Source organism: Pseudobacteroides sp., assembly GCF_036567765.1.
Classification (GTDB): Bacteria; Bacillota; Clostridia; order Acetivibrionales; family DSM-2933; genus Pseudobacteroides.
Window position 1 is genome coordinate 75853 of sequence record NZ_DATCTU010000121.1, and the last position, 20897, is coordinate 96749.

The following is a 20897-nucleotide window of genomic DNA, read 5'->3' on the forward strand; positions in this document are numbered from 1 at the left end:
TGATAAATCGCTTAATATCTAGCTAAATCATATTTCATCTATTATAACATTGATTATGGGTAAAATTGCGTCAATTTTATAAAATCTTATATATTAAAATCAATATAATCATAAATTCTTTTGAGGGAAAGCCTATGTTAATCATGTATAATAATTGTCTTGCTAGAGCATATTTGTATTATAATGTAATATATGGATAGGAGGAAACAAGATGAAACTTCTGCCGCTGGAAAAGCTTGGGGCACGAGAAGTATCGCCCGGAGTAGTGGAATTTGGCATGCCGCTGCCCTGGGTTTCTGCAAAGAACGGTTATAAAATGTGGGTTAGGGTAATCCATGAAAAGGATCAATTCTTACAGGAAATTAATCCTTGTGATTTTGAGATGACTTACTCATATGACCAGGAATTGGGAGACTACTGGTCCTGCAAGGTTAATATATACAATTCTTCAGGAACTCATCCCAAATCTTCCTGGGGCACTACAGGCAAGTACGTTTACAGATATATGCTCAGGGACTCACAAACACATGAGATGATAGACTGGATAGTTTGTCCGTTTGCCCGGGAGTTTTCTACAGGTAAGATGTCAGCTATTACATTATCCTATGAGCCTCACACTTGGAGTGAGAATGAGGAAAGCTGGTGTGTTCCTGCAATAAATGACCTGATAATGTACGAATTAATGCTTGGTGAATTCGGCGGAGGGATTGATGGCACCATAGAAAAGCTGGACTATCTTAAAGATCTGGGTGTTAACTGTTTAGAGCTGATGCCGGTATCCAATGTACTAAGCACCATCGATTGGGGCTATCTTCCCGTAGGATATTTCGGTGTTGATGAGAGATTCGGCAAAAGGAGAGATATGCAGCGTTTGGTTGATGCTGCCCATCAGCGTGGCATAGCAGTTATTCTCGATTCGGTTTACGGTCATACCAGTGATATCTTTACCTACTCATATGTTTATAAAAAACTAAAATTTAGTGAAAATCCCTTTATGGGCCCATTTTCCAAGGACTACTTCGGAGAAAGTACTGATTACAACAGAGAGTTTACCCGAAACTTTTTCTTTACAGTCAATAACCACTGGCTAGATTGTTATCATGTTGACGGCTTCCGATATGACTGTGTACCTAATTTTTGGGATGGTCCAACCGGAAACGGATATGCAAACCTGACCTACAGCACATATCAATTGGTTAAAAGCAATGCCAATTCAGACAATCATTGGAAGAGGTTCAAAAATGGAGACTATATAAACCTTATACAATGTGCCGAGCAGCTTGAAGGTCCCGAAGAAATTATTGAGAAAACGTACAGCAACTGTACATGGCAAAACGAAACCCTTGGTGCTGCACAAGCAGTAGCCGGCGGAGACTTTGACCACATAACAAGCCTGGGTTATAGATTCGGACTATTAAGCTATCCCGAAGAAACCAATACTAACAATGACAGGCTCAAGAAGACTGCGTTACAGTATATTGAAAACCATGACCATAAAAGATTTATATGTAATTTTAAAATGATCAAAAAGGACAATGAGCTGCTTAGCGAGGGAAGCAGAGATGTCTGGTATAAGATACAGCCCTATTTAATGGGTTTATTTACATCGAAGGGAATCCCTCTTCTTTGGCAGGGAGAAGAGTTCGGAGAAAATTACTACGTGCCAAACAGCGGCTGGGGGAGGGTTATGCTCTACAGGCCTGTACGTTGGGACTATTTCTATGATGATATAGGTAAGGAAATAATCGGGCTCGTGAGAAGATTAACGACGATAAGGGCAAAAAATTCTCAATTCAGACAGGGCAAGCACTATTTCTATAACCATTATGACAATTATCAGATTAAGGGAGTATTGATGTTCTCGCGTGAATATGAGAATAAGTTCAGCCTTATTGCACTGAATTTCAGTGATAGTGACCAAACCATCCCCTTTTGTTTCCCTTATAATGGAACTTATAGGGAAGAATTGTATGGAGATTCAGATGATGCTCTCAATTTGAAAAATGTCCTTTCGGGAGCCGATTGGAATTTAGTCATCCCAAGCAATTTTGGCCGTATATGGACTGTAAACTTTTAGCAATACCCAGGTATGGAAACAATTATAAAACTCAGTTGTTATTTTATTAGGGAGATGCAAAACTAAAAATTCGTTTTGCATCTCCTTTTTATGGATTATAGCTTTAGAAAATACTATGGTTTATGATAACTCTTTTAAACTTGTAGATGTTTGCTCTTCTTTTGGCAGCAGATAAAAGTCTTTATAGTTTAATGTATTTTTATACTGCTTTACAACATTTGAAGGTAACCCTTTTTCATAATATGTAAGATTAACACTGTCAATGCCTTTATCATAGCTCATTGTGCCTGAATAATAAACCTTTCCTTCATAAATAAATTTCATAAACACAGTATCGCAGCCAACTACAAATCCATAATTATCTTGGACTATATTATACATATACTCTTTTCTTTTTGCATCATCTAAAGAATTCATCAAATCTAGTGCCTTTTTATCTGTAGCAATTACCATTATCATTCCTTCCTCAGAACCGAGGTGGTAAGGATCCGGCCACATACCGTCTATAACCGATACTTTAGTCATACCGTTTAACTGACTCTTTACTTCTTCATAGCCATCTGCATTGCCTTTTGGTGCTTCAGAAATTATATCAACATGCTGGTTTTCGGGATCCCAACTAACAGTTTGTCCGAGTGACTCCGATACAAATCTGACAGGTACCATGGTTCTGCCTTGATTTAAAGCAGGCGGAACATCAATCTCTATATCTTCTCCATTAATATTCGCTATTTTTTTGTTTATGCTAATCTTTACTGTTGTATTTCCTTTGACTGCTGTTACGGTTTTGCTTTTATCATCCCATGATATATTAGCTCCAAGTGCTTCAAAAATTGAACGCATAGGCAGCATTATCCTGCCATCTTTATTGATGGGAAGCACATCAGGGTATAGGAGTTCTCCATCTACACGCACACTTATTCCTGTAAGCTTTTTGAATTCTTCCGCTTGCTTTATTGAATCCAGATCCTTATCCTTTAGCAAAGCATTCTTCTCTGTAATTTCCAGAGTTAAAAGCTGCTTCACGTACTCTATGGCATTGTCTTTTTTTCCAAGCTTAGCACATGCACATGCTGCATTATAAATGGCTATTTTATTTCTAGGATTAAGCTTAAGCTGCTCTACTAATACATCATATGCTTTGTCAATTTTTCCAAGTCGAAAATATGCCATTGATTTAAATTCATAGGCTGCCATATGAGTTTTATCTTTTGCAAATAGCTGATCTGTCACGCTTATGCTCTCTTCAAATTTACCTTCTTGGCTTAAAATGCTCATCTTTTGAAGAAGCTCTGAAATTTCCGCATCCAACGAATATGCATAATTGAAAGATACTCCAAATATGACAAAAACTATTGACAAAACTGCAATTACTCTTCTAGTACCAGTATTCATTTTCATCCCCCTTTTGTTTTCCTGTTATTATAATAAGTATTTTGTATAAGTTTTGCAATAAATATTTTCATTAGTATTCTGATGTATGACATTACAGTCCCTTATCTATAATATCTGCTAAGATAAACTTAAGTTTTTACCGAAATTTATAATGGGTACTAAATTTTTCGTTTGGAGGCTAAAAAAATGGATATTGACTTTGATAAGATAAAAAAAGAGGTTATAAACTGCTGTAAAACATCGGCAGGCTGCCCTATTTGTTCAAAAAACAAATGTCTGGTGGGCTTCAGCAAAATAGTTATGGATTACTATTTTGAGAGTCAAAATACAGTATTACCTCATGCCATGGAAAAAGTACCGAAAGAGGATTTTAAATCATACAGACCGGAGGATTTGGTAGATGCAATAACCGAAATTTTATTGCAATGCAGACAGTGCGATATAGATCATGAAAGGGACTGTGTAATAAACGTTATTAGAGTATGTATTGAAACAGCTCTGCTTGGAAAAAACATGGGCAAGTACGAAGGTAATTCTCTATCTTATATAGTAAGGGTAATTGAATTCAATCCCGAAATTGGAAACAAGTTGATGGAAAGATATAAAGAAGCAAAATCCCTATTTAAATAAATTTACACCATAGCTTTTAGGACATTGACAAAAGCTCAAAACCTCTTTCATTAAAAGGTTTTGAGCTATATTTATATCTGGCAAGCTTTGGTGTATTCCAAAAAGGTAGATTATTACATACCTACATCGGGATAGCTTGAAACCGTTGCATTAAAATGCGTGGCAATTATAATAACATCACTGATATTTATCGCACCATCCTGTACGCCGCCTTTTGAAATATCACCTGCCCATAAAGCAATCGGATTTATGGAAGAAAACAGCTCAATATTCCCTCTTACCGAAACATTCCTTATTTCCCGGGATAAATAGTTGATTTTGCTGATCTTGACAGTATAACCGTTGGTATTTAATGGGACGTTTTTAATTTCAAAATAGCCCTTTGTATCAGTCATTGCTTTAAGTCCGGTGTCTTCCAATTCAATGCTAAAGCCCGAGTTAATCAATTCCCCTGAACTTTGTGCAAAATTGAAATCATGTTTTACATAGCCTGAAACAGTATATGTCTTTGCTTCGGTTGGTGTGGGAGTAGCAAACTTCGTTGGCGTAGGCGGTACGATCGTAGCATTTGCATCAATATAGTTTGCTCTAATACATGTGCAAGTTATCGACATTGTCAGCTTGACAGAGGAGCTGTAAGCATTATCAAGTCCGCTTATATCCCCTATCCATGGCAAATCCTTTCAGTGTTCCTCCAATCCTTAATTATCGAGGGTAAAAGCTTACTATACTTAAAATCGTTTTCAGTGCTGCCTTCTCCCTGATACCATATGGCTCCCTTTATTCTATAAGGTAAAACAGGTGCTATCATTCCGTTTTAAAGCCCAGTCAGTGAATTAGAATTAACCTGAAGGTTATTGAGTTCCTGAGTATAATCCGGAAAGGTTCCGAGAATGTCCCTGCTCATCCAATACTCTATTTTTGTACCACCGACTGCTGAAAGGATTATCCCTACCGGAACATACAGCTCTGTACTTAACTTACGTGCGAAGAAATAGCCTACAGCTGTCTGATTTTGTGCTGTTGCAGGTGAGCAAGCCAGCCACTTGCATTGATCGGGATAGCTGAATTTATCCTGAGGAGTACCTGCATATCCATATGGAACATTGAAGAAGCGTATGTTGGGGTAATTTGCATTCTGAATTTCAGTGGTTGGGTTTAGAGCATCACGAAGCTGAAGCACTATATTGGATTAACCTGTGCAAAACCATACTTCACCAAAGAGAATATCCTTTATTGAAGCTGTCTTTGATGCAGTCACTTTCATCTCATAAGGCCCGCCTTTTGAGAAAGGTCCGATTTTAACCATCCACTTCCCATCTGAGCCGGCTGTACATGTAGAAATTCTGCCCCCAATTTCAACTGTAACCGTTTCACCAGGTGCAGTCCAACCCCAAACAGGGTTTTCTACATCCCTCTGAAGCACCATATGATCTGCAAACATTGAGTGGATAAAGGGTTTATCAAGGTATGCCTCTACAGTATCCAAGCTGCCCATATTTGCCGAGACAAATATTATAACAAAAGCGATCACAATAGAAATTCTTCTCACCAGTTTCATAAAAACTCACCCAAACATGTTTTATAAATCTAAAATATGTGATGATTAAAATAGTTTATTAATTAACCCAAACAGTAGTATCCTTTGGAATATAATTATAAAACCAACTGCTGTCTTCAACTGACATTCTCACACAGCCTGAAGATGCCCTTTTACCCAATGTATCATCCTTTATGTTACCGCTTGCGTCAAAAGTAACGGAATGGAAAAGGTAATCTCCGTTAAACTCTACCCAATACTTGGCTCCGCTTTTATATCTAGGATAGTAAAACCAATTTCCCCTTCGGGATATGGTATATGTCCCTCTTATTGTCGGGGCATCGTTCCTACCCGTCGCACATAGGATTGTCCTATTCAACTTCCAATTCCCTTGAGAACCGGAAAGTACATAGGTTAACTGTCTATCTATATCTATCCAGACTAAATAAGGCGAATTGCTCTTAAAACCTTTATAATTAACAAAACCTTCAATCTGATCCTTTGTCATCTTTTTGGTATTTGTAGGCGGATCAGCAGGTATAAATAATGCCTTTCTCGGTACCCATCCCTTTATTTTACCTGCAGCAACATAAAACCATTCGGTATACATGCCGTAAATAATTTCTACCTTAGTGCCTGCATTTAAAGTTCCAATAATATTATATGGGGAGTAATATGACGAATATAGCTTTGAATTTTCTGTGATTTGTGCTACTACCGCTGATGACTTAACCAGGCTGTTATATAGCTGCTGCTTTTTTATTTCTTCTTTCTGTTTTTTAATCTCTTTCTCCTGCTGTACTATCTGAATTTCTGACTTTTTTATGTATACTTCAGGATTTTCAAAATAATCCAAAGCCCTCACTACAACTGCACTTGCCTCAGCTCTTGTGACTTTGGAATCAGGCTGAAACAACCTCTTGCCATTTTTAATATTTCCTGTAATCAAACGCTCTTTAAAAGCCGTAGTAGCTATATCATGGGAAATATCATCAAAGGGACTATCACCCTTAATATTTTGAATATTTAGCATAGACAGTACAATAGCTGCCATATCAATCCGGCTGATTAACCTGTCAGGCAAAAATTTGTCTTTTGCCATGCCTTCAGGAATAATGCCTTTTGCCGATGCGGTGGATATATAGCTGTAAGCCCAATGCTCTTTTGTGTCGGAATAATAATATCCATCTTCAACAGGTATCTTAAAAGCATCCATCAAAACTTTAACAAATTCAGCCCTTGTAATATTATTATAAGGCCTAAATGTCCCGTCTGGAAAGCCCGAAATTGCTTTTATGGAGTTAAGCCTTAAAACCTGGGAATAAAACCAGTTGTCTGATCGTATATCTTTAAACTTATCCTTTGTATCAACTGCAGCTTTAGCAGGCATGCATATAGCCGAAATTATCAATGCTAAGGCTGCCGCTGACTTAAATACTTCCTTCCTCATTCTCCGATATCTCCTATTATATTTGGCAATAACCTTTTTTATTTATCGACTTATTTAATAAATTATACCAAAATTGTAATAATATTATAAGTCATGTTCATCAACATTGAATATTATAATACATTATTGTATATTAAGAATGCAACAGGTAAATGTGAGACAATCTCACTTTTAATAAATGATGGGATAATAATGACATCTTTAGGAGGATATGAATGAAAACAGCAATTATTATAAATAATGAGTCTTTTGGCATGGGTGATGATGAATTGGGCAAAAAGCTTTTGGGAGCATTTTTAAGAAAGCTTTGGGCCTCGGAGAAATTACCTGATTTCATTATGTGCTATAATTCCGGCGTGAAAGTTATTTGTAAGGGTTCTGCAGTTTTAGATGCCCTTCATGGCTTATGTGAAAGAGGTGTTGATATCATCGCCTGCGGCACCTGTATAGACCACTATGACCTTGGAAACAGTATAGAAGTTGGGAGAAGATCCGACATGAACGAAATCGTTTCAATAATGATGAATTACGATAAGGTTATTACTGTTTAAAAAATACCCTTTATGCTTTTTCTGCCCTATTGTGCTATAATATTTATTGACAATTATTTGATAGAGGTTAACATTATGGAAAATATTAAATTAACTGAATACAGCCATGGAGCTGGTTGTGGGTGCAAAATTTCTCCGGCTGTACTGGATTCAATATTGAAAGCTACGGATAATACAATTTCATACCCTAACCTACTGGTCGGCAACAGTAGCAAAGATGACGCTGCTGCATATGACCTTGGTAATGGAGCATCGGTTTTAAGCACCACAGATTTCTTTATGCCGATAGTTGATGATCCCTACACATTTGGGAGGATTGCTGCAACAAACGCAATAAGCGACATTTATGCAATGGGTGGCAAGCCCCTTATGGCAATTTCCATATTAGGATGGCCAGTGAAAGTCCTCTCAGCAGATATAGCAAGACAAGTCATAGCAGGTGGACGTGCTGTATGTGATAATGCTGGCATTCCCCTTGCAGGAGGGCATTCTATTGATTCACCGGAGCCTATTTTTGGACTTGCTGTTACAGGTATTGTTGATAATAATCGGTTAAAGCAGAATAATAAGGCTGTTCCCGGTTGTGAATTATTTTTAACCAAGCCTCTTGGCATCGGTATTCTGACAACTGCACAAAAAAGGAAAAGAATTGAGCCTGGGCATATAGAACCGGCAGTTGAAGCAATGTGCACCCTCAACAAGATAGGTGCTGAGATATCGGGGCTAGAAGGTGTTGCAGCACTCACCGACGTCACAGGCTTTGGGCTTTTGGGACATTTGGGCGAAGTGTGTGAAGGCAGCGGCATTTCTGCTGAAGTTTATTATAATGAGATCCCACTACTTCCAAACACAAAAAAATATCTGGAACTGGATTGTGTTCCGGGTGGAACTATAAATAACTACAAAAGTTATGGACATAATGTAGGAGATATCACTAAAGAACAGAAACATATTTTATGTGATCCACAAACATCCGGTGGTCTCCTTGCTGTTGTTAAGAAAGAAAGTGTTCAAGTCTTTCTGGAAATAACCAAGGCTCACGGTTTATCCCTTAAGTCTATAGGAAAGACTGTTGAAGCAGGAGAAAAACTGATAAAGGTTATATAATTATTTTAAATATGATGACACACACATACAATGATTATGAGAAAATTGTACTTAATAAAACACCCCTTATAGACGTACGTGCTCCTATAGAATTTATAAAAGGTGCCTTCTTGAATGCTGTCAATTTGCCCCTTATGAATGATGAAGAGAGGCGTCTTGTAGGGATATGCTATAAGGAAAAAGGCAGTGATGAAGCAATTAGATTGGGGCATAAGCTTGTATCGGGCAAAACCCGGCTGGAAAGAATTGAAGCTTGGGCGTCTCATCTTGAAAAATATCCTGATAGCTTGGTTTATTGCTTCAGGGGAGGCCTGAGATCAACAATAAGTCAACAGTGGATCATTGAGGAAACAGGAAAAGAAATACTTAGGCTTAATGGCGGCTATAAGGCTTTTAGAAACTACCTTATTAATGCACTTATCCCTTCACAACATACCATACCTGTTCTACTCGGTGGTTTTACCGGTTCAGGTAAAACCCATATGCTTAAAAATCTGAGAAATTCAATCGATCTTGAAGGCCTTGCAAAGCACCGCGGCTCCTCATTCGGAAGGTATATTAATCCTCAGCCTACCCAGATAGACTTTGAGAATAATCTTGCATATGATCTCATAAGACATAGGCACAAGGGCCATAATCACCTGATTGTGGAGGATGAAGGCGTTAACATTGGCAGGTGTATCATTCCAAAGCAGCTTTTTCTGTATTTCAAAACCGGAAACCTGATATTAATTGATCTACCCTTTGAGGAACGTTTACTTAATACAGTAGATGAATATGTTTTTTTATCCCAAGCTGAATATGTTAAAGTATTTGGACAAGAACAAGGTCTACTGAAATGGGCGGAATATATTGAGGATGGTATAAACAGAATAAAAAAGAGGCTCGGAGGCGACCTGTTCAAAAGAGTAACTGTTTCTTTTGATTTGGCACTTAATAAGCAGCAGTTGACATGTGACTGTTCATTACACAGCAACTGGATAGAGATTTTACTAAAGGAATATTATGATCCTATGTACAGGTATCAGATAGAAACAACAGGCAATAAAATCATGTTTAGAGGAAGTACCAAAGAAGTTTTAGAGTTTTTAAAGGCTATTAATTAGGCTTGCATTTCTCTAAGCAATCGGGTCTTTTATAGAACTTAATTTCTTCCAATTGAATCCCCCCAAAGTTTTCCCATATCATCTTTTTTCATTTTCATACTTTTTTCCTCCATTATACACTACTATCATCTGACCATACTTAATAATAAGGCCTTTAGAATATCTCTCTGTCTCGAAATATTCTTTGTTCTCCAGATCCATAGAAGCTTGACTGACAGAGTGACTTCTTTTTATCTTATCCGTTTCCTTATTTTCCATATACGATATTTTAGACTCACTTACCTTATACTCAACTCCAGTAAAATTCCCCTTCTTACGTATCTCTATCCCTTCTATATAGCCATTATCCAATAATTCATTAATTGCAGAATATACAGCATCACTAAAGTAATTCATAGCTTAACACCTCCAGGACTTTTTATTGATGCCTAAAACCTGAAAAAATCAAAATGGGACAGGCAGACGGATTTTTTAAAGAAAAAACCCGATGGGCTATACTAGTTATATAAACACATGGGTACGGCAGCGATTATAAAATATGTTATTAGGAAAAGTAATGATTAATCTTCTTTACTATGATATAATATTGATACACATTGAATTAATGAGTAGAGATAATTTTCATGTATATAGTAAGTTTCTCAGATAATAAAGCCCCTCTTGTTTTCTGGTTTTTACCTACTAAGAAATTTCGCAAGATTGGGCCAAAACAATGTTGTACAGGCAGCTACTGTTCACGTATTACATGGCAATAGTATGTTTAATATGGAAACTGTAGTTAAACCACACCATATGCAGTTTATTACACAAGAACTAGAAATAACACCAAATATAGACGATATAATTCCTCTGTCTAAATTTATATCAAGTGTTAATCAGAAATTTGAAGCATTTAATGAGCGATAGATTACTAATAAGTAGGTGATAAAGATGGTAATGAAATTTACTCCCTATCCATTAAATTCTAACCCTGATAGGAATACTAAACCCAATCCTCAGAATAACTGGATAAGAACTGTATTAAAAATATCCTTATGGGTAGCTATATTATTAATACCTTTTAATGTAATCTTATGGCTAGGTACATCAAATAACAGTCCAAAAGGTAGTATACTTGGAGTGACTATTTCAGCAATAATATTATCATTCTGTGGAACATTCGCTCTATGGAATGTATCTACAATAGGAACTAAGTATCGAGTGCCAAAGATTATAATCGGGTTTATTATATCTGGATTTTTTCTATTTGCAGGGTATTTAGCACAGGCAAGAGTAATAGGAGACATGCTAACAGGTATACAGGAAGAACTATGTATTCTTGAGTATTATAAAGATCATGGTAAGGTATCTAGTAACAACAATAACCATGATTTTTATATTAAAGTAAGTACGTTTAGTAAGGAACTCAATATTGCAATGCCAGCCAGCTATGGTGACGAGCTTAAGTTACACATACGAAAACAGATCAGAATAGGTTACTATAAGAGGCTCAAACAAATAGAGTATATTGAGTTTGACCCGGAGTATTCGGAGGCAAGAGAAATTTTACTAAGTTCTGTTGCTAATGTCAATTATTTTTCAAAACTAATTCCATAAACACTTGGGAGGATACAGCAGCGATTATAGAATATGTTATTATTAGGAAAAGTAATGATTAATCTTCTTTTGTATTTGAAAACGCTAATGCTTTCTTTAAAAACTCAAATCCTCTGAAATCAAAAGCTCTAGCGTAATGAACCTTTCTACCGACATCTACACCCACTACCATCGTTCCAGGCGTTATTTGAATTAGTTTTTTGTTTTGTGTTAAATTCATATTAGTTATCCTCCGTATTTTTGATTTGTGCATTATCGGGCTGATTTAGCACATTTCATGTTGTACGGCAGGGTTTCTATTTTTTGAAAGATCATGTTTCTTGCTTATAGGAATGCTCTTAATAAACTTTTTTACCCAAAAACATATTTTAAGAGTTATTTTTAAAATTGATATAAGCTTTTCTTATACTATTACCGAAAATATATATTAGATAATATTAAACTATAATTTTGTGTTTTTATAAGCCACTTTTATATACTGGGCAAAAGAAAGTGGAGCATAGGGGTAATGTACATAATAAAAAAAGGGGTGCATGTACTAATGTCAGAATCAAAAATTAAGACTAAAAATCCAACTAGGACTATAATTATTACTTTGGCAATTTCAATGGTTCTCATTTTGCTGTTTTTTTTAACATCCGGTTTATGGATTTCTGATCAGGGAATATATAAAAAAATTCAGATGGCTTCCGGTCTGCTAGCATTAACCATAGGAGCATCTCTACTGGTTTTTCTGTTAAAGTTCTTTAAAGGAATTGATTTGATAAACGATAAAGCTCATCTATTATCCAAAGGGCAACTGAATACCAGTGATATTCTATTGAATAAAGCAAAGGGCCTTGAAACATTATGCATAGCATTTAATGATATGAAGGCTAATCTGTTAAGTTTTACAGAATTAACCAAAACCAATATCGTAACAATTTCTGATGCAATCGACAAGGTATCTAAAAGTATTGAAGCAAGCTATAAAGGCAATGAGCAAATCGCTTCAAGCATGGGTAATGTAGCGGCAAAGGCTCATGAACAGCTGAAAACTGTAAAGGATACTTTAGATAGTATTTATAATGTGGATGAAAGAGTGCACTCAATTGAATCCAGTATAGCCAGTATAGAGAATTTTGTTAATTCTGTCGTAGACTCCACCAATGTTGGAAATAAGAACCTGGATGATTACAATCAGCAAATGAATGTTATCACAGACAATCTCAGCAGCACATCAGGTTTTATCGATCATTTGAACCAGGAATTAAAAGAAATTTATCAGCTTGGAGCATTAATAATAAACATAACCGATCAGTTGAAAATGCTTGCATTTAATGCATCCATTGAATCTGCAAGAGCGGGTGCAAGCGGTAAAGGCTTTTCCGTTGTTGCTGACCAAATGAATAAGTTGTCGGATGAAACTAAAAAAAGTATTACCAAAATCAATACCCTCTTAAATAATGTTTCAGACAGCAGCAACAATGTAAGAAGCAGTATCGCAAGTTGTATTGAAAGCTATGATGTAAGCAAGGAATTGTTTTCCTCCATCAAGGAATCCTTTTATAAAATCAAAAATAATGCTGATATTTTGAGTACTGATACAAAAAAAGTTTATTCCGAAGCAAGTGTTATATCCAATAGCACACATGAGGTCAGAGAAAAGGGGCAGGACCTTTTCAATTCATCCAATAAGATTTCTTCAGAAACTCAGGAAGTTGCAGCAGTAACTCAGGAAGAATTAGCAGGAACGGAAATAATCAATGAAAATATCTCAACATTAAAGAATATGCTATTTGGGATTGAAAAGCTTGTTAAGCGTTTTCAGACTGCTGTTACTCCAGTAGACGCAGTAAGCACAAAGCCCCTTAAAATTGCTTTTATTAGTCCATTGGACCATGAATTCTGGGTTGGTGTAAAGCAGGGCGTGATGTATGCAGAAAAAGAATTGCTCTTAAAAAATACAATCATAGAATACACCGGATTCACTCAGAATTCACCGGAAAAAATAGTAAAGGCTTTTGCCGAGTACTTAGATAAGGACTGCGATGGAATTGTTGCACCCGGTTTCTCTGAAGATCTTGTTCCCCTAATAGATAAAGCATCCCAAAAAAATATACCGGTAATGATTTTTAACTGTGATCTATCTGTGCCTTCCAAAAAAACAGCGTATTTCGGACCAAATATAAATGAAGCAGGAATCTTGGCTGCAGACTTTATGATTAAGGCTCTTAGTGGAAAGGGAAATGTGGCTATCTTCAGAGGTGCTCTTTCTGTATCGGTACATAAATCACGAACCGAGAAGATAAAGGAACGTCTAAAAAGTAAAAAACAAATCAAACTGGTTGCCGAAATTGAAGCTTCAGACAATTACGAAGTGATGTATAAAGCAGTTAAAAACTATTTAGAGCAAAACCAAAACGTAGATGGAATTTTCACAACCGGAGGCGGAATATCAGGTGCAGCAAAAGCTATAAAGGAACTAAATCTGATTGGGAAAACAAGAATTGTATGCTTCGATTTTAACCAAGAGGTCTTTGAATACATTAAGGAAGATATAATATATGCTGCTATTGGCCAAGATCCATTTGGTCAGGGACATGATCCCGTAATCTATCTCTACAATTACCTTGTTGCCGGCATTAAGCCTGAAAGCGAAATAATTTGGACAAGAACCGACGTAGTAGATAAACATAATGTCAACGATCTGATATAAAAACCCATGGAATGATTTCCTAGACATGAATAAAGGAGTGCCGTTACGGCACCCCTTTATTTTGGAGTTGTTATGATTCAATGTTTAATATGTATAATTAAATCTCACAGCAATCTTTATAACGTCGCTCATATTTATCGCATTATCTTTATTGATATCACATTTTGCATCGTACTTGGTATCCCCTAATGTTGAATTAAAGCTTTTTGCTAAAAGGATTACATCTGCCATATTTACCGCCCTGTCCCCATTAACATCTTCAACAATTGTGGTATTGGATGTCTTTGTTGGCGTAGGTGTACCGGAAGGCCCCTTTGTAGGAGTCGGAGAAGGTTTTACGCCGCCTGGCTCTTCGCCCCAAAGAAGTTTGCCGTCATCATAAACCGGTATGTATGGTGTCATACCCTTAAAAGACACCGCATCATAGTCCGGCGGACCGCTGAGGTTCTGATATGACCAGTCGTTTTTGTTTGAGCCAATGTTCATATCTTTATATTTGATTGTTACAGTTGCATCTTTTTCACACATCTCCCATTCAGCGGGCATTATCATCGTTCCGGAAAAATCAACGGTAAAATAGTAAATGTTGTCCTTATACTGCTTAAGACCTATAAGCTTAGCTCCCTGGCTTTGCCCAAGGGTTATCTGCACATCATCCAGGCCTTTACCGGCCTCAAATAACTCTGAAAGATCCATATAATAACGAACAGACAGCTTATCCTTAATTGTAGGAGGCCATGCTGAACGATTGTTTACCTGGAACATGACATTCATCGATCCGAAGCCTTCGTAAATTATCCAGCCCCTACAGAAGTATTCAGTCAGATTATCTTCCTTAGCTCTGAAGTCTTCAGGCTGCGGCCAATTTTCAAGCGGTTCGCCACCATACATATCATACATTTTGGCCAATGCACCCACAAAACCTGCGTTGTAATCAATGGCTACTTCATTTAACCTGTAGTCGGTAATATCATCTTTCCAACTGTCATCTGAGTTAGGCCCTCCTACCAACGCACCATAAAGGATATGGCGATGGAATCCAGGCACATCAAGCATACTTGCCCAGGAACCATGAGCAGTCCTGTGATGGGGATGGACAGGAGCGTTTTCACCAAACCCAACTTCATAGCTTCCCTTACGTGGATTATCTCCAAGGGCATAGTTGATTTGGCTTTCTCCAAATTTACGGTAAGTCTCTTTTTTGGAAGCTGTTCCAACAGTTTTATTGTCTGCCCACACAAATGCTAAAAATGCTGCTGTAGTAGCATAACGTAATGAGCCCCATGGCGACAACCAAGCCAATCCACCCGGTGAATATGTAAGGCCTCCGCCAGGCATCCACCAGTCAAGGTTTTTCTCAACCGCCTTAACATACTCCGCATCATTGGTAACCTGAGCTATCTTCATTGCCGCACCGTAGCTGACATCATCCCAGCAATGCGTATGCCCACCGCCTAATGAGGTGGTCGGAAGAAACGCCTTTGCCTTTTCAAGGTAAGAAGCATCCCCGGTCTTAATGTTCAGCCATATTGCCCCCCATGCAAGATCATCCAAATATCCTCCTGATGGATACAAAACATTGAGGGGATTTTTGCCTCTATATTTATCACCGAAAGCAAATATTTCTTTAGCGTGCTTCAAACATTTTGCTGCATATTCAGGGTCTGTTTCCTCAAATATAAGTGATGCAATAGCTAAAGCACCCGCAGTTATACCTGCTATATCAGAACCCGGTGTTGAAGGATTAAGCACAAATGAGGTTCTTTTGGTCATTACGTCAAGCAGCTCGTGAGGAACCCAACAACCGTGGTCGGAATCGTTATAACCACACATATAGTACAATTCATCGGGCTTTGGATGTGCTTTTAATAGAAAATCAGTGCCCCATTTTATTTCGTCAAGAATATCATCCAATTGGCCAGACTTTTCAAATGCCTTGCGGTACTCATATACATTCCATCCCAGCTGTCCCGCAGCATAGGATATGGTATGAGTGAATTTGATCCCGTCGCCGGCATCTGCCCAACCTCCCGTAAGATCAAGCCCTACATCTTTCCCGTCTGTCATTGCCGCATCTGTACGATATGGCAAAATATAGTCATCCGGTAAATCGCCAAGACGGTTGGCTTTGTAGAAAAGAATAGCTTTTTGCATAGCTTCCCCATAGTTGTAATATGCCCCACCCGTACGCGGTGTAGAAGCTGCATGGGTTTTTGGGCTAACAACAGCTGAAGGTAAAAGCAAAGAAGTCACAAGTATTGTAATGATGGCACGGGAAAGTTTTTTACCAGGTACTTTCCATTTTCCTTTCTTCATGATCACATAATCCTCCTTAAAATTTAATATATCTATATAAATTAATAAAGAACAATTGTCTATTATTTTCATTATATAATGATATTTCAAATCTGTACAGGTAAAAACATGCAGGACAGAGCCGCAAAGCGTTTTAATTATAATCATTATTTTAGTCAATCAAGTCAAGCAGCACTGCTCACCCTTCAACAAATTAGTTACTAGCCCTTCTGGATTGTTTGCACTGAAGCACCGAAATTTTGGGATATTGCAATTCCACCTTTATATCTATAGGTGCACCACTGTTTGTACCATACGGATTGTTAATTCCCATTTCGTATCCTACCGAAATAGTAGATCCACGATTTGGTGAAACAATTTTGACCTCAGGCAGAACATTAGCATCAGCACTTTCCAGTGCAAATGTTGCAACAGGAGAACTAATAAAACAAAGCATTAACAGCACACTCATAAACCTTCTAATAATAATTCTCATAATCCAACCTCCCTCAATAATCTCCAATAATAAGTTATAATAATAAAATACCACTTGCGTAAATCATATCAAGCACTTTGTTTTTTTGTAAATTATGTTTTACTAACTATGAAATGCAAATTATTAAATCCAACAGTGGTTGACTTTTAATGTGTATGGTGATAAATTTCTACTTAATGATAGTAAGACTTGGTTAGAGTCCAATAGGAGAGATGTTAATAATGAGAGCCTTAATATATGGAAGCGGTGCTGTTGGAATAGGAATTGGAGCAGCCCTAATTGATACAGGTTGAAAGGTAGACATAAAAGCATCTGGAGATACAAAATCTGCAATAAGCCAAAACGGAATAAAAAGAACGGGCTTATTCAAGGAAATTTCCATATCACCTGAAAAGTTTAACGTTTTTGAAAATTTGGATGATATCCAAATAGACAGCTATGATTATATACTTGTTTGTACAAAGGCCATGTTCAATGAAATTATAGCAACAGATATTTACAACAACAGGAGTATTTTAAGTGATAGCGGAAAGATTGTCATTTTTCAGAACGGTTGGGGCAATGATGAGCCTTTTCTTAAGTATTTCGGTACTGATAAGGTTTTTAATGCCAGGGTTATTACCGGATTTACCCGGCCCGAGAGGCATACAAGTGAAGTAACGGTCCATGCATCCCCCGTACTTATTGGAAACCTTCACAATCAGCCCTCAGATGCAGTCGCAGTACTAGCTGAGGCAATTAATGAGGGTGGAATTCCATGTTCTGTAACGAATGAAATTGAAAAAGCATTGTGGGCAAAAATGCTGTACAACTGTACTTTGAATCCACTAGGTGCCATACTTGGGGTAAACTACGGACGTTTAACCGAAAGTGAATCTTGCGTCGATATTATGAATACGATAATTGACGAGATCTTTAGTGTCATAAAAGCAGGTGGATATCAAACTTATTGGAATGATTCTAAGGAGTATAAAGAGGTTTTTTATAAACAGCTCATTCCACCGACATATAACCACAGATCATCTACACTGCAGGATATTGAGAGAAAAAGCAAGACTGAGATAGATACCCTTACGGGGAGCATAGTAAGTTTGGGAGCTAAGCTTTCTGTAGAAGTTCCCTACAACAAGATGATATTCAACCTTATCAAAACAATGGAGAGCTTCTTTTAAAATATCGTGGATAGTTTTCTATTCTGTAAATACTCAATGCTTGCATGAATCACTTCGTTTAATATGATTATACCCACAGAGGGGTATTTCTGTCTTTTTTTCGAAGTCGGGGAGCCTGGATTAAAATATAAAGTGTTGTTTATTGTTTGGTTAAACGGAATATGGCTGTGACCGAATATTATACAATCAAGGTTTTGGTCTTTAAAAAAATCAGGTAATCTCGAAAGAGTAGTACCCTTTTCCCCATCTCCATGCAAAACTCCAATTCTGAATCCTTTTAATTCTAATATCCTGCTCCCAGGCAATGAACGCTTCAAAGATTCCGGGTCCCGATTTCCATGCACTGCAATCACAGGTGCAATATCTTCAAGCTGCTTGATTGCAGCTTCCTCCACAATATCCCCTGCATGTATTATCAGCTGTGCACCTGAAAATACTTCAAACACCTCTTGAGGTATTGCCTTTGCTGCCCTTGGAATATGAGTATCAGATATTACACCTATTTTCAATATCTCACCTCCGTAAATCCTTCACTGCAAAAGTTTGTGCACTTTTCATTTAGTTTATACAATATTCAATTTATTTTGACCCATGCACACTTTGATCATTTCTATCTGTCTTTATACTTTGGCTGTGACAAAACATAATCATCATCTTTAAGCTGAAGAGGCATAACGGATATAACAATATGCTTATGCTTTAAAAGCTCTCTTTCAAGAAACAATCTCGTCTGATTATGAAGTACATTATGCCACCACGATTTAACAGAAAACTGGGGCAATATTACAGTAATCATGTCTCCTCTATGATAGTCATACTCAGTGGATTCAATAAATCTTAGCAAAGGCTCTACCACCTTTCTAAAAGGCGAGTACTTTATAATAAGAGGTATTTGGGTATTAAGCATGCCAAATCTCTGCCTTAGCTTCTCTGCACTTTCTTCGTCTATTTGCACGCTAAAAGCAATTACATCATCTGAAATGGTCTTAGCATATCTTAGAGCTCTTATACTTGTCTTGTTTATACTTTCAATAGGCACAATAACACGGTTTTTATAAACATCACTTTCTATACCAATTTCGGGCAGCTCTTCCGGCTTGATTCTGAGCTGCTTTGATACTGCAACATAATGTTTTTTAACTTTATTCATCAGGAAAATGAGAATTGGTATAACAATTACAACAATCCATGTACCTTGCTTAAATTTTGTTATCGCTATAACAACAACTATTGTAAGTGTTACAAATGCCCCAAAGCCATTTATTGTTGCTTTTACCATCCAGCTTTGACTTTTTCCCTTCACCCATTTTAAAAACATGCCACTCTGAGATAGGGTAAAGGATATAAATACACCAATAGCATATAGGCCTATAAGTGACGTAACATTCGCCTTAAATACAGCAATCAATAAAGCCGATATAGCAGAAAGAACGAGTATCCCGTTTGAATAGCTGAGGCGGTCACCCCTCATGCTAAGCTGCCTTGGTACATAACCTTCTTTTGCCATTACAGAGATAAGATTAGGGAACCCAAAGTAGGCTGTATTGGCTGCCAGTACAAGGATTACAAAAGATAAAGCCGTAATGATAAAATAAAAAGGCGTATTTACTCCAAAAACCATGCCTGCGATTTGTACGAGCATGGCACCATTTTTAGGATCTGTAGGATAAAAGTTTGCTATTATAGAGGTTCCTCCAAACACTATTAAAACAAGGGTTGAGAGAAGTACCAATACGGTTTTGGCATTTTTTGCAGACGGCTCTTTAAAATTGGGAACCGCATTACTTACTGCTTCTACACCGGTAAGGGCAGCACAACCGTTTGTAAATGCTGTCAGTATCAAAAACAAAGTAAGTGGCTGCAAAGTATCTTTGGTTATATGTATAGGATTAGGCTTATAGCCGTTCATTATCTTAAAGACACCTACACATAACATAATAAGTATAGAAAGAATAAAGAAATACGTTGGCAGACTGAACATAGCTGCAGATTCTTTTATTCCCCGCAAGTTTCCTATGGTCATAAGCAATATGATCAGTAAACATAAATATACTCTATATGGCTCTAATACTTTAAAAGCTGAAACGACCTGATCAACTCCTGAGGCTATACTAACAGCAACAGTAAGGATGTAACCGATACTAAGAGCAGATCCCGCTATAATACCAGCAGTTTCACCAATGTTTTCTTTAGCTACAATAAACGCTCCTCCGCCGTTAGGATAGCTGTCAATTGTCTGGCGGTATGATAGTGTCAGAATCCCTAAAAGCATAATAATTGCTGCTGAAATAAATGTTAATTGCTTAAACGCAAGCATACCAATCGCCGGAAGTAAGACAATCAGAATTTCCTGACCGGCATATGCAACTGATGAAATTGCATCGCTTGAGAGAATTGGAAGTCCCCATAAAATACCGAATTTCTCACCATGAAGTGCTTCGTTTTTAAGTGGTCGACCTATTAATACTCTTTTTAAACCTTTAAACATAAAATAGTTCTCCTCGAAGAATAAGTCTAAATAAAAACAACTACACGAGTAAAGCCTTACTTGCGTAGTTTAGCAAAACTAAACATTATTAGATAATTATATAACTAATTTAATAAAAAAGTTATTTCCAATTTATCTGAATTGGGGCTATTTTGGTTTAATATTGTTTAAATTTCCCCAATATATCTGTGTATCGTACAGCAGATAATAATTTTACAGAATCTCTCCATGTTTCTCTTCATTGTACAGTGGTATTGTCTATTTTATAATATATTTCCTTTCTAAGTATCTACATA

19 protein-coding genes are annotated in these 20897 nt (G+C 37.1%); 8 read left to right on the forward strand and 11 right to left on the reverse strand.

From position 1 onward, the window contains the following. Positions 1-211 precede the first annotated feature (211 nt). Positions 212-2077: an alpha-amylase family glycosyl hydrolase gene (locus VIO64_RS20190; protein WP_331921548.1), complete on the forward strand. Its 1866-nt coding sequence runs from the start codon at positions 212-214 to the stop codon at positions 2075-2077. 120 nt (positions 2078-2197) lie between these two features. Here VIO64_RS20190 and VIO64_RS20195 read toward each other — a convergent pair whose 3' ends face one another. Further along, a complete protein-coding gene (locus VIO64_RS20195; protein ID WP_331921549.1) occupies positions 2198-3472 on the reverse strand; it encodes a stalk domain-containing protein in 1275 nt (424 codons plus the stop codon). Positions 3473-3658: 186 nt separating this feature from the next. Between VIO64_RS20195 and VIO64_RS20200 the strand changes: the two genes are divergently transcribed. Then, positions 3659-4102 (forward strand): hypothetical protein, encoded by a 444-nt coding sequence (locus VIO64_RS20200; protein ID WP_331921550.1) that lies wholly within the window; start codon positions 3659-3661, stop codon positions 4100-4102. Between the two features lie 113 nt (positions 4103-4215). Here VIO64_RS20200 and VIO64_RS20205 read toward each other — a convergent pair whose 3' ends face one another. The 4 genes from VIO64_RS20205 to VIO64_RS20220 all read right to left on the reverse strand — a co-directional run bounded on the left by VIO64_RS20205 (position 4216) and on the right by VIO64_RS20220 (position 7092). Next, positions 4216-4779 carry a hypothetical protein gene (locus VIO64_RS20205; RefSeq protein WP_331921551.1) on the reverse strand — a complete coding sequence of 188 codons (564 nt, stop codon included), beginning with the start codon at positions 4777-4779 and terminating at the stop codon, positions 4216-4218. 140 nt (positions 4780-4919) lie between these two features. Further along, positions 4920-5285: a sialate O-acetylesterase gene (locus tag VIO64_RS20210; RefSeq protein WP_331921552.1), complete on the reverse strand. Its 366-nt coding sequence runs from the start codon at positions 5283-5285 to the stop codon at positions 4920-4922. A gap of 9 nt (positions 5286-5294) precedes the next feature. Further along, on the reverse strand, positions 5295-5663 hold the full coding sequence (locus tag VIO64_RS20215; RefSeq protein ID WP_331921553.1) for a hypothetical protein: 369 nt from the start codon (positions 5661-5663) through the stop codon (positions 5295-5297). 58 nt (positions 5664-5721) lie between these two features. Beyond that, positions 5722-7092 carry an S-layer homology domain-containing protein gene (locus VIO64_RS20220; RefSeq protein WP_331921554.1) on the reverse strand — a complete coding sequence of 457 codons (1371 nt, stop codon included), beginning with the start codon at positions 7090-7092 and terminating at the stop codon, positions 5722-5724. 215 nt (positions 7093-7307) lie between these two features. On the opposite strand from VIO64_RS20220, the gene yedF reads away from it, so the two are divergent. From yedF to mnmH, 3 genes are all read left to right on the forward strand, one after another. Further along, on the forward strand, positions 7308-7643 hold the full coding sequence (gene yedF, locus VIO64_RS20225) for a sulfurtransferase-like selenium metabolism protein YedF (protein ID WP_331921555.1): 336 nt from the start codon (positions 7308-7310) through the stop codon (positions 7641-7643). Positions 7644-7715: 72 nt separating this feature from the next. Further along, positions 7716-8750: a selenide, water dikinase SelD gene (gene selD, locus VIO64_RS20230; RefSeq protein ID WP_331921605.1), complete on the forward strand. Its 1035-nt coding sequence runs from the start codon at positions 7716-7718 to the stop codon at positions 8748-8750. Positions 8751-8761: 11 nt separating this feature from the next. Beyond that, on the forward strand, positions 8762-9856 hold the full coding sequence (gene mnmH, locus VIO64_RS20235; RefSeq protein ID WP_331921556.1) for a tRNA 2-selenouridine(34) synthase MnmH: 1095 nt from the start codon (positions 8762-8764) through the stop codon (positions 9854-9856). A gap of 78 nt (positions 9857-9934) precedes the next feature. On the opposite strand, the gene VIO64_RS20240 is transcribed toward mnmH, so the two are convergent. Beyond that, positions 9935-10252, reverse strand: coding sequence for a hypothetical protein (locus VIO64_RS20240; RefSeq protein WP_331921557.1), 318 nt, complete (start codon positions 10250-10252; stop codon positions 9935-9937). 534 nt (positions 10253-10786) lie between these two features. Between VIO64_RS20240 and VIO64_RS20245 the strand changes: the two genes are divergently transcribed. Beyond that, on the forward strand, positions 10787-11452 hold the full coding sequence (locus VIO64_RS20245; RefSeq protein WP_331921558.1) for a hypothetical protein: 666 nt from the start codon (positions 10787-10789) through the stop codon (positions 11450-11452). 58 nt (positions 11453-11510) lie between these two features. Here VIO64_RS20245 and VIO64_RS20250 read toward each other — a convergent pair whose 3' ends face one another. Further along, positions 11511-11672, reverse strand: a complete 162-nt coding sequence (locus VIO64_RS20250) for a hypothetical protein (RefSeq protein ID WP_331921559.1) — start codon at positions 11670-11672, stop codon at positions 11511-11513. A 321-nt stretch (positions 11673-11993) separates the two neighbouring features. On the opposite strand from VIO64_RS20250, the gene VIO64_RS20255 reads away from it, so the two are divergent. Then, positions 11994-14150 (forward strand): substrate-binding domain-containing protein, encoded by a 2157-nt coding sequence (locus tag VIO64_RS20255; RefSeq protein ID WP_331921560.1) that lies wholly within the window; start codon positions 11994-11996, stop codon positions 14148-14150. 84 nt (positions 14151-14234) lie between these two features. On the opposite strand, the gene VIO64_RS20260 is transcribed toward VIO64_RS20255, so the two are convergent. After that, the gene (locus VIO64_RS20260) at positions 14235-16466 is read right to left on the reverse strand and encodes a glycoside hydrolase family 9 protein (protein WP_331921561.1); all 2232 of its coding nucleotides are present in this window, start codon (positions 16464-16466) and stop codon (positions 14235-14237) included. A gap of 193 nt (positions 16467-16659) precedes the next feature. Beyond that, a complete protein-coding gene (locus tag VIO64_RS20265; RefSeq protein WP_331921562.1) occupies positions 16660-16941 on the reverse strand; it encodes a hypothetical protein in 282 nt (93 codons plus the stop codon). Positions 16942-17273: 332 nt separating this feature from the next. Here VIO64_RS20265 and VIO64_RS20270 point away from each other — a divergent pair, with 332 nt between their 5' ends. Beyond that, the gene (locus VIO64_RS20270) at positions 17274-18113 is read left to right on the forward strand and encodes a 2-dehydropantoate 2-reductase (RefSeq protein ID WP_331921606.1); all 840 of its coding nucleotides are present in this window, start codon (positions 17274-17276) and stop codon (positions 18111-18113) included. Here the strand turns inward: VIO64_RS20270 and VIO64_RS20275 are convergent. Together VIO64_RS20275 and VIO64_RS20280 are read right to left on the reverse strand one after the other, a co-directional pair. Then, entirely contained in the window at positions 18110-18622 is a 513-nt protein-coding gene (locus VIO64_RS20275; RefSeq protein WP_331921563.1) for a metallophosphoesterase family protein, read from the reverse strand. The two genes, VIO64_RS20270 and VIO64_RS20275, sit on opposite strands and share 4 nt — an antisense overlap. A 101-nt stretch (positions 18623-18723) precedes the next feature. Further along, positions 18724-20601 (reverse strand): APC family permease, encoded by a 1878-nt coding sequence (locus tag VIO64_RS20280; RefSeq protein ID WP_331921564.1) that lies wholly within the window; start codon positions 20599-20601, stop codon positions 18724-18726. Positions 20602-20897: the final 296 nt, after the last annotated feature.

Excerpts from the sequence above, each read along its gene's own strand:
- VIO64_RS20190 (WP_331921548.1), top strand. The coding sequence starts at position 212 with ATGAAACTTCTGCCGCTGGAAAAGCTTGGGGCACGAGAAGTATCGCCC.
- VIO64_RS20195 (WP_331921549.1), bottom strand. The coding sequence starts at position 3,472 with ATGAATACTGGTACTAGAAGAGTAATTGCAGTTTTGTCAATAGTTTTT.
- VIO64_RS20200 (WP_331921550.1), top strand. The coding sequence starts at position 3,659 with ATGGATATTGACTTTGATAAGATAAAAAAAGAGGTTATAAACTGCTGT.
- VIO64_RS20215 (WP_331921553.1), bottom strand. The coding sequence starts at position 5,663 with ATGAAACTGGTGAGAAGAATTTCTATTGTGATCGCTTTTGTTATAATA.
- VIO64_RS20220 (WP_331921554.1), bottom strand. The coding sequence starts at position 7,092 with ATGAGGAAGGAAGTATTTAAGTCAGCGGCAGCCTTAGCATTGATAATT.
- yedF (WP_331921555.1), top strand. The coding sequence starts at position 7,308 with ATGAAAACAGCAATTATTATAAATAATGAGTCTTTTGGCATGGGTGAT.
- mnmH (WP_331921556.1), top strand. The coding sequence starts at position 8,762 with ATGATGACACACACATACAATGATTATGAGAAAATTGTACTTAATAAA.
- VIO64_RS20240 (WP_331921557.1), bottom strand. The coding sequence starts at position 10,252 with ATGAATTACTTTAGTGATGCTGTATATTCTGCAATTAATGAATTATTG.
- VIO64_RS20245 (WP_331921558.1), top strand. The coding sequence starts at position 10,787 with ATGGTAATGAAATTTACTCCCTATCCATTAAATTCTAACCCTGATAGG.
- VIO64_RS20250 (WP_331921559.1), bottom strand. The coding sequence starts at position 11,672 with ATGAATTTAACACAAAACAAAAAACTAATTCAAATAACGCCTGGAACG.
- VIO64_RS20255 (WP_331921560.1), top strand. The coding sequence starts at position 11,994 with ATGTCAGAATCAAAAATTAAGACTAAAAATCCAACTAGGACTATAATT.
- VIO64_RS20260 (WP_331921561.1), bottom strand. The coding sequence starts at position 16,466 with ATGAAGAAAGGAAAATGGAAAGTACCTGGTAAAAAACTTTCCCGTGCC.
- VIO64_RS20265 (WP_331921562.1), bottom strand. The coding sequence starts at position 16,941 with ATGAGAATTATTATTAGAAGGTTTATGAGTGTGCTGTTAATGCTTTGT.
- VIO64_RS20280 (WP_331921564.1), bottom strand. The coding sequence starts at position 20,601 with ATGTTTAAAGGTTTAAAAAGAGTATTAATAGGTCGACCACTTAAAAAC.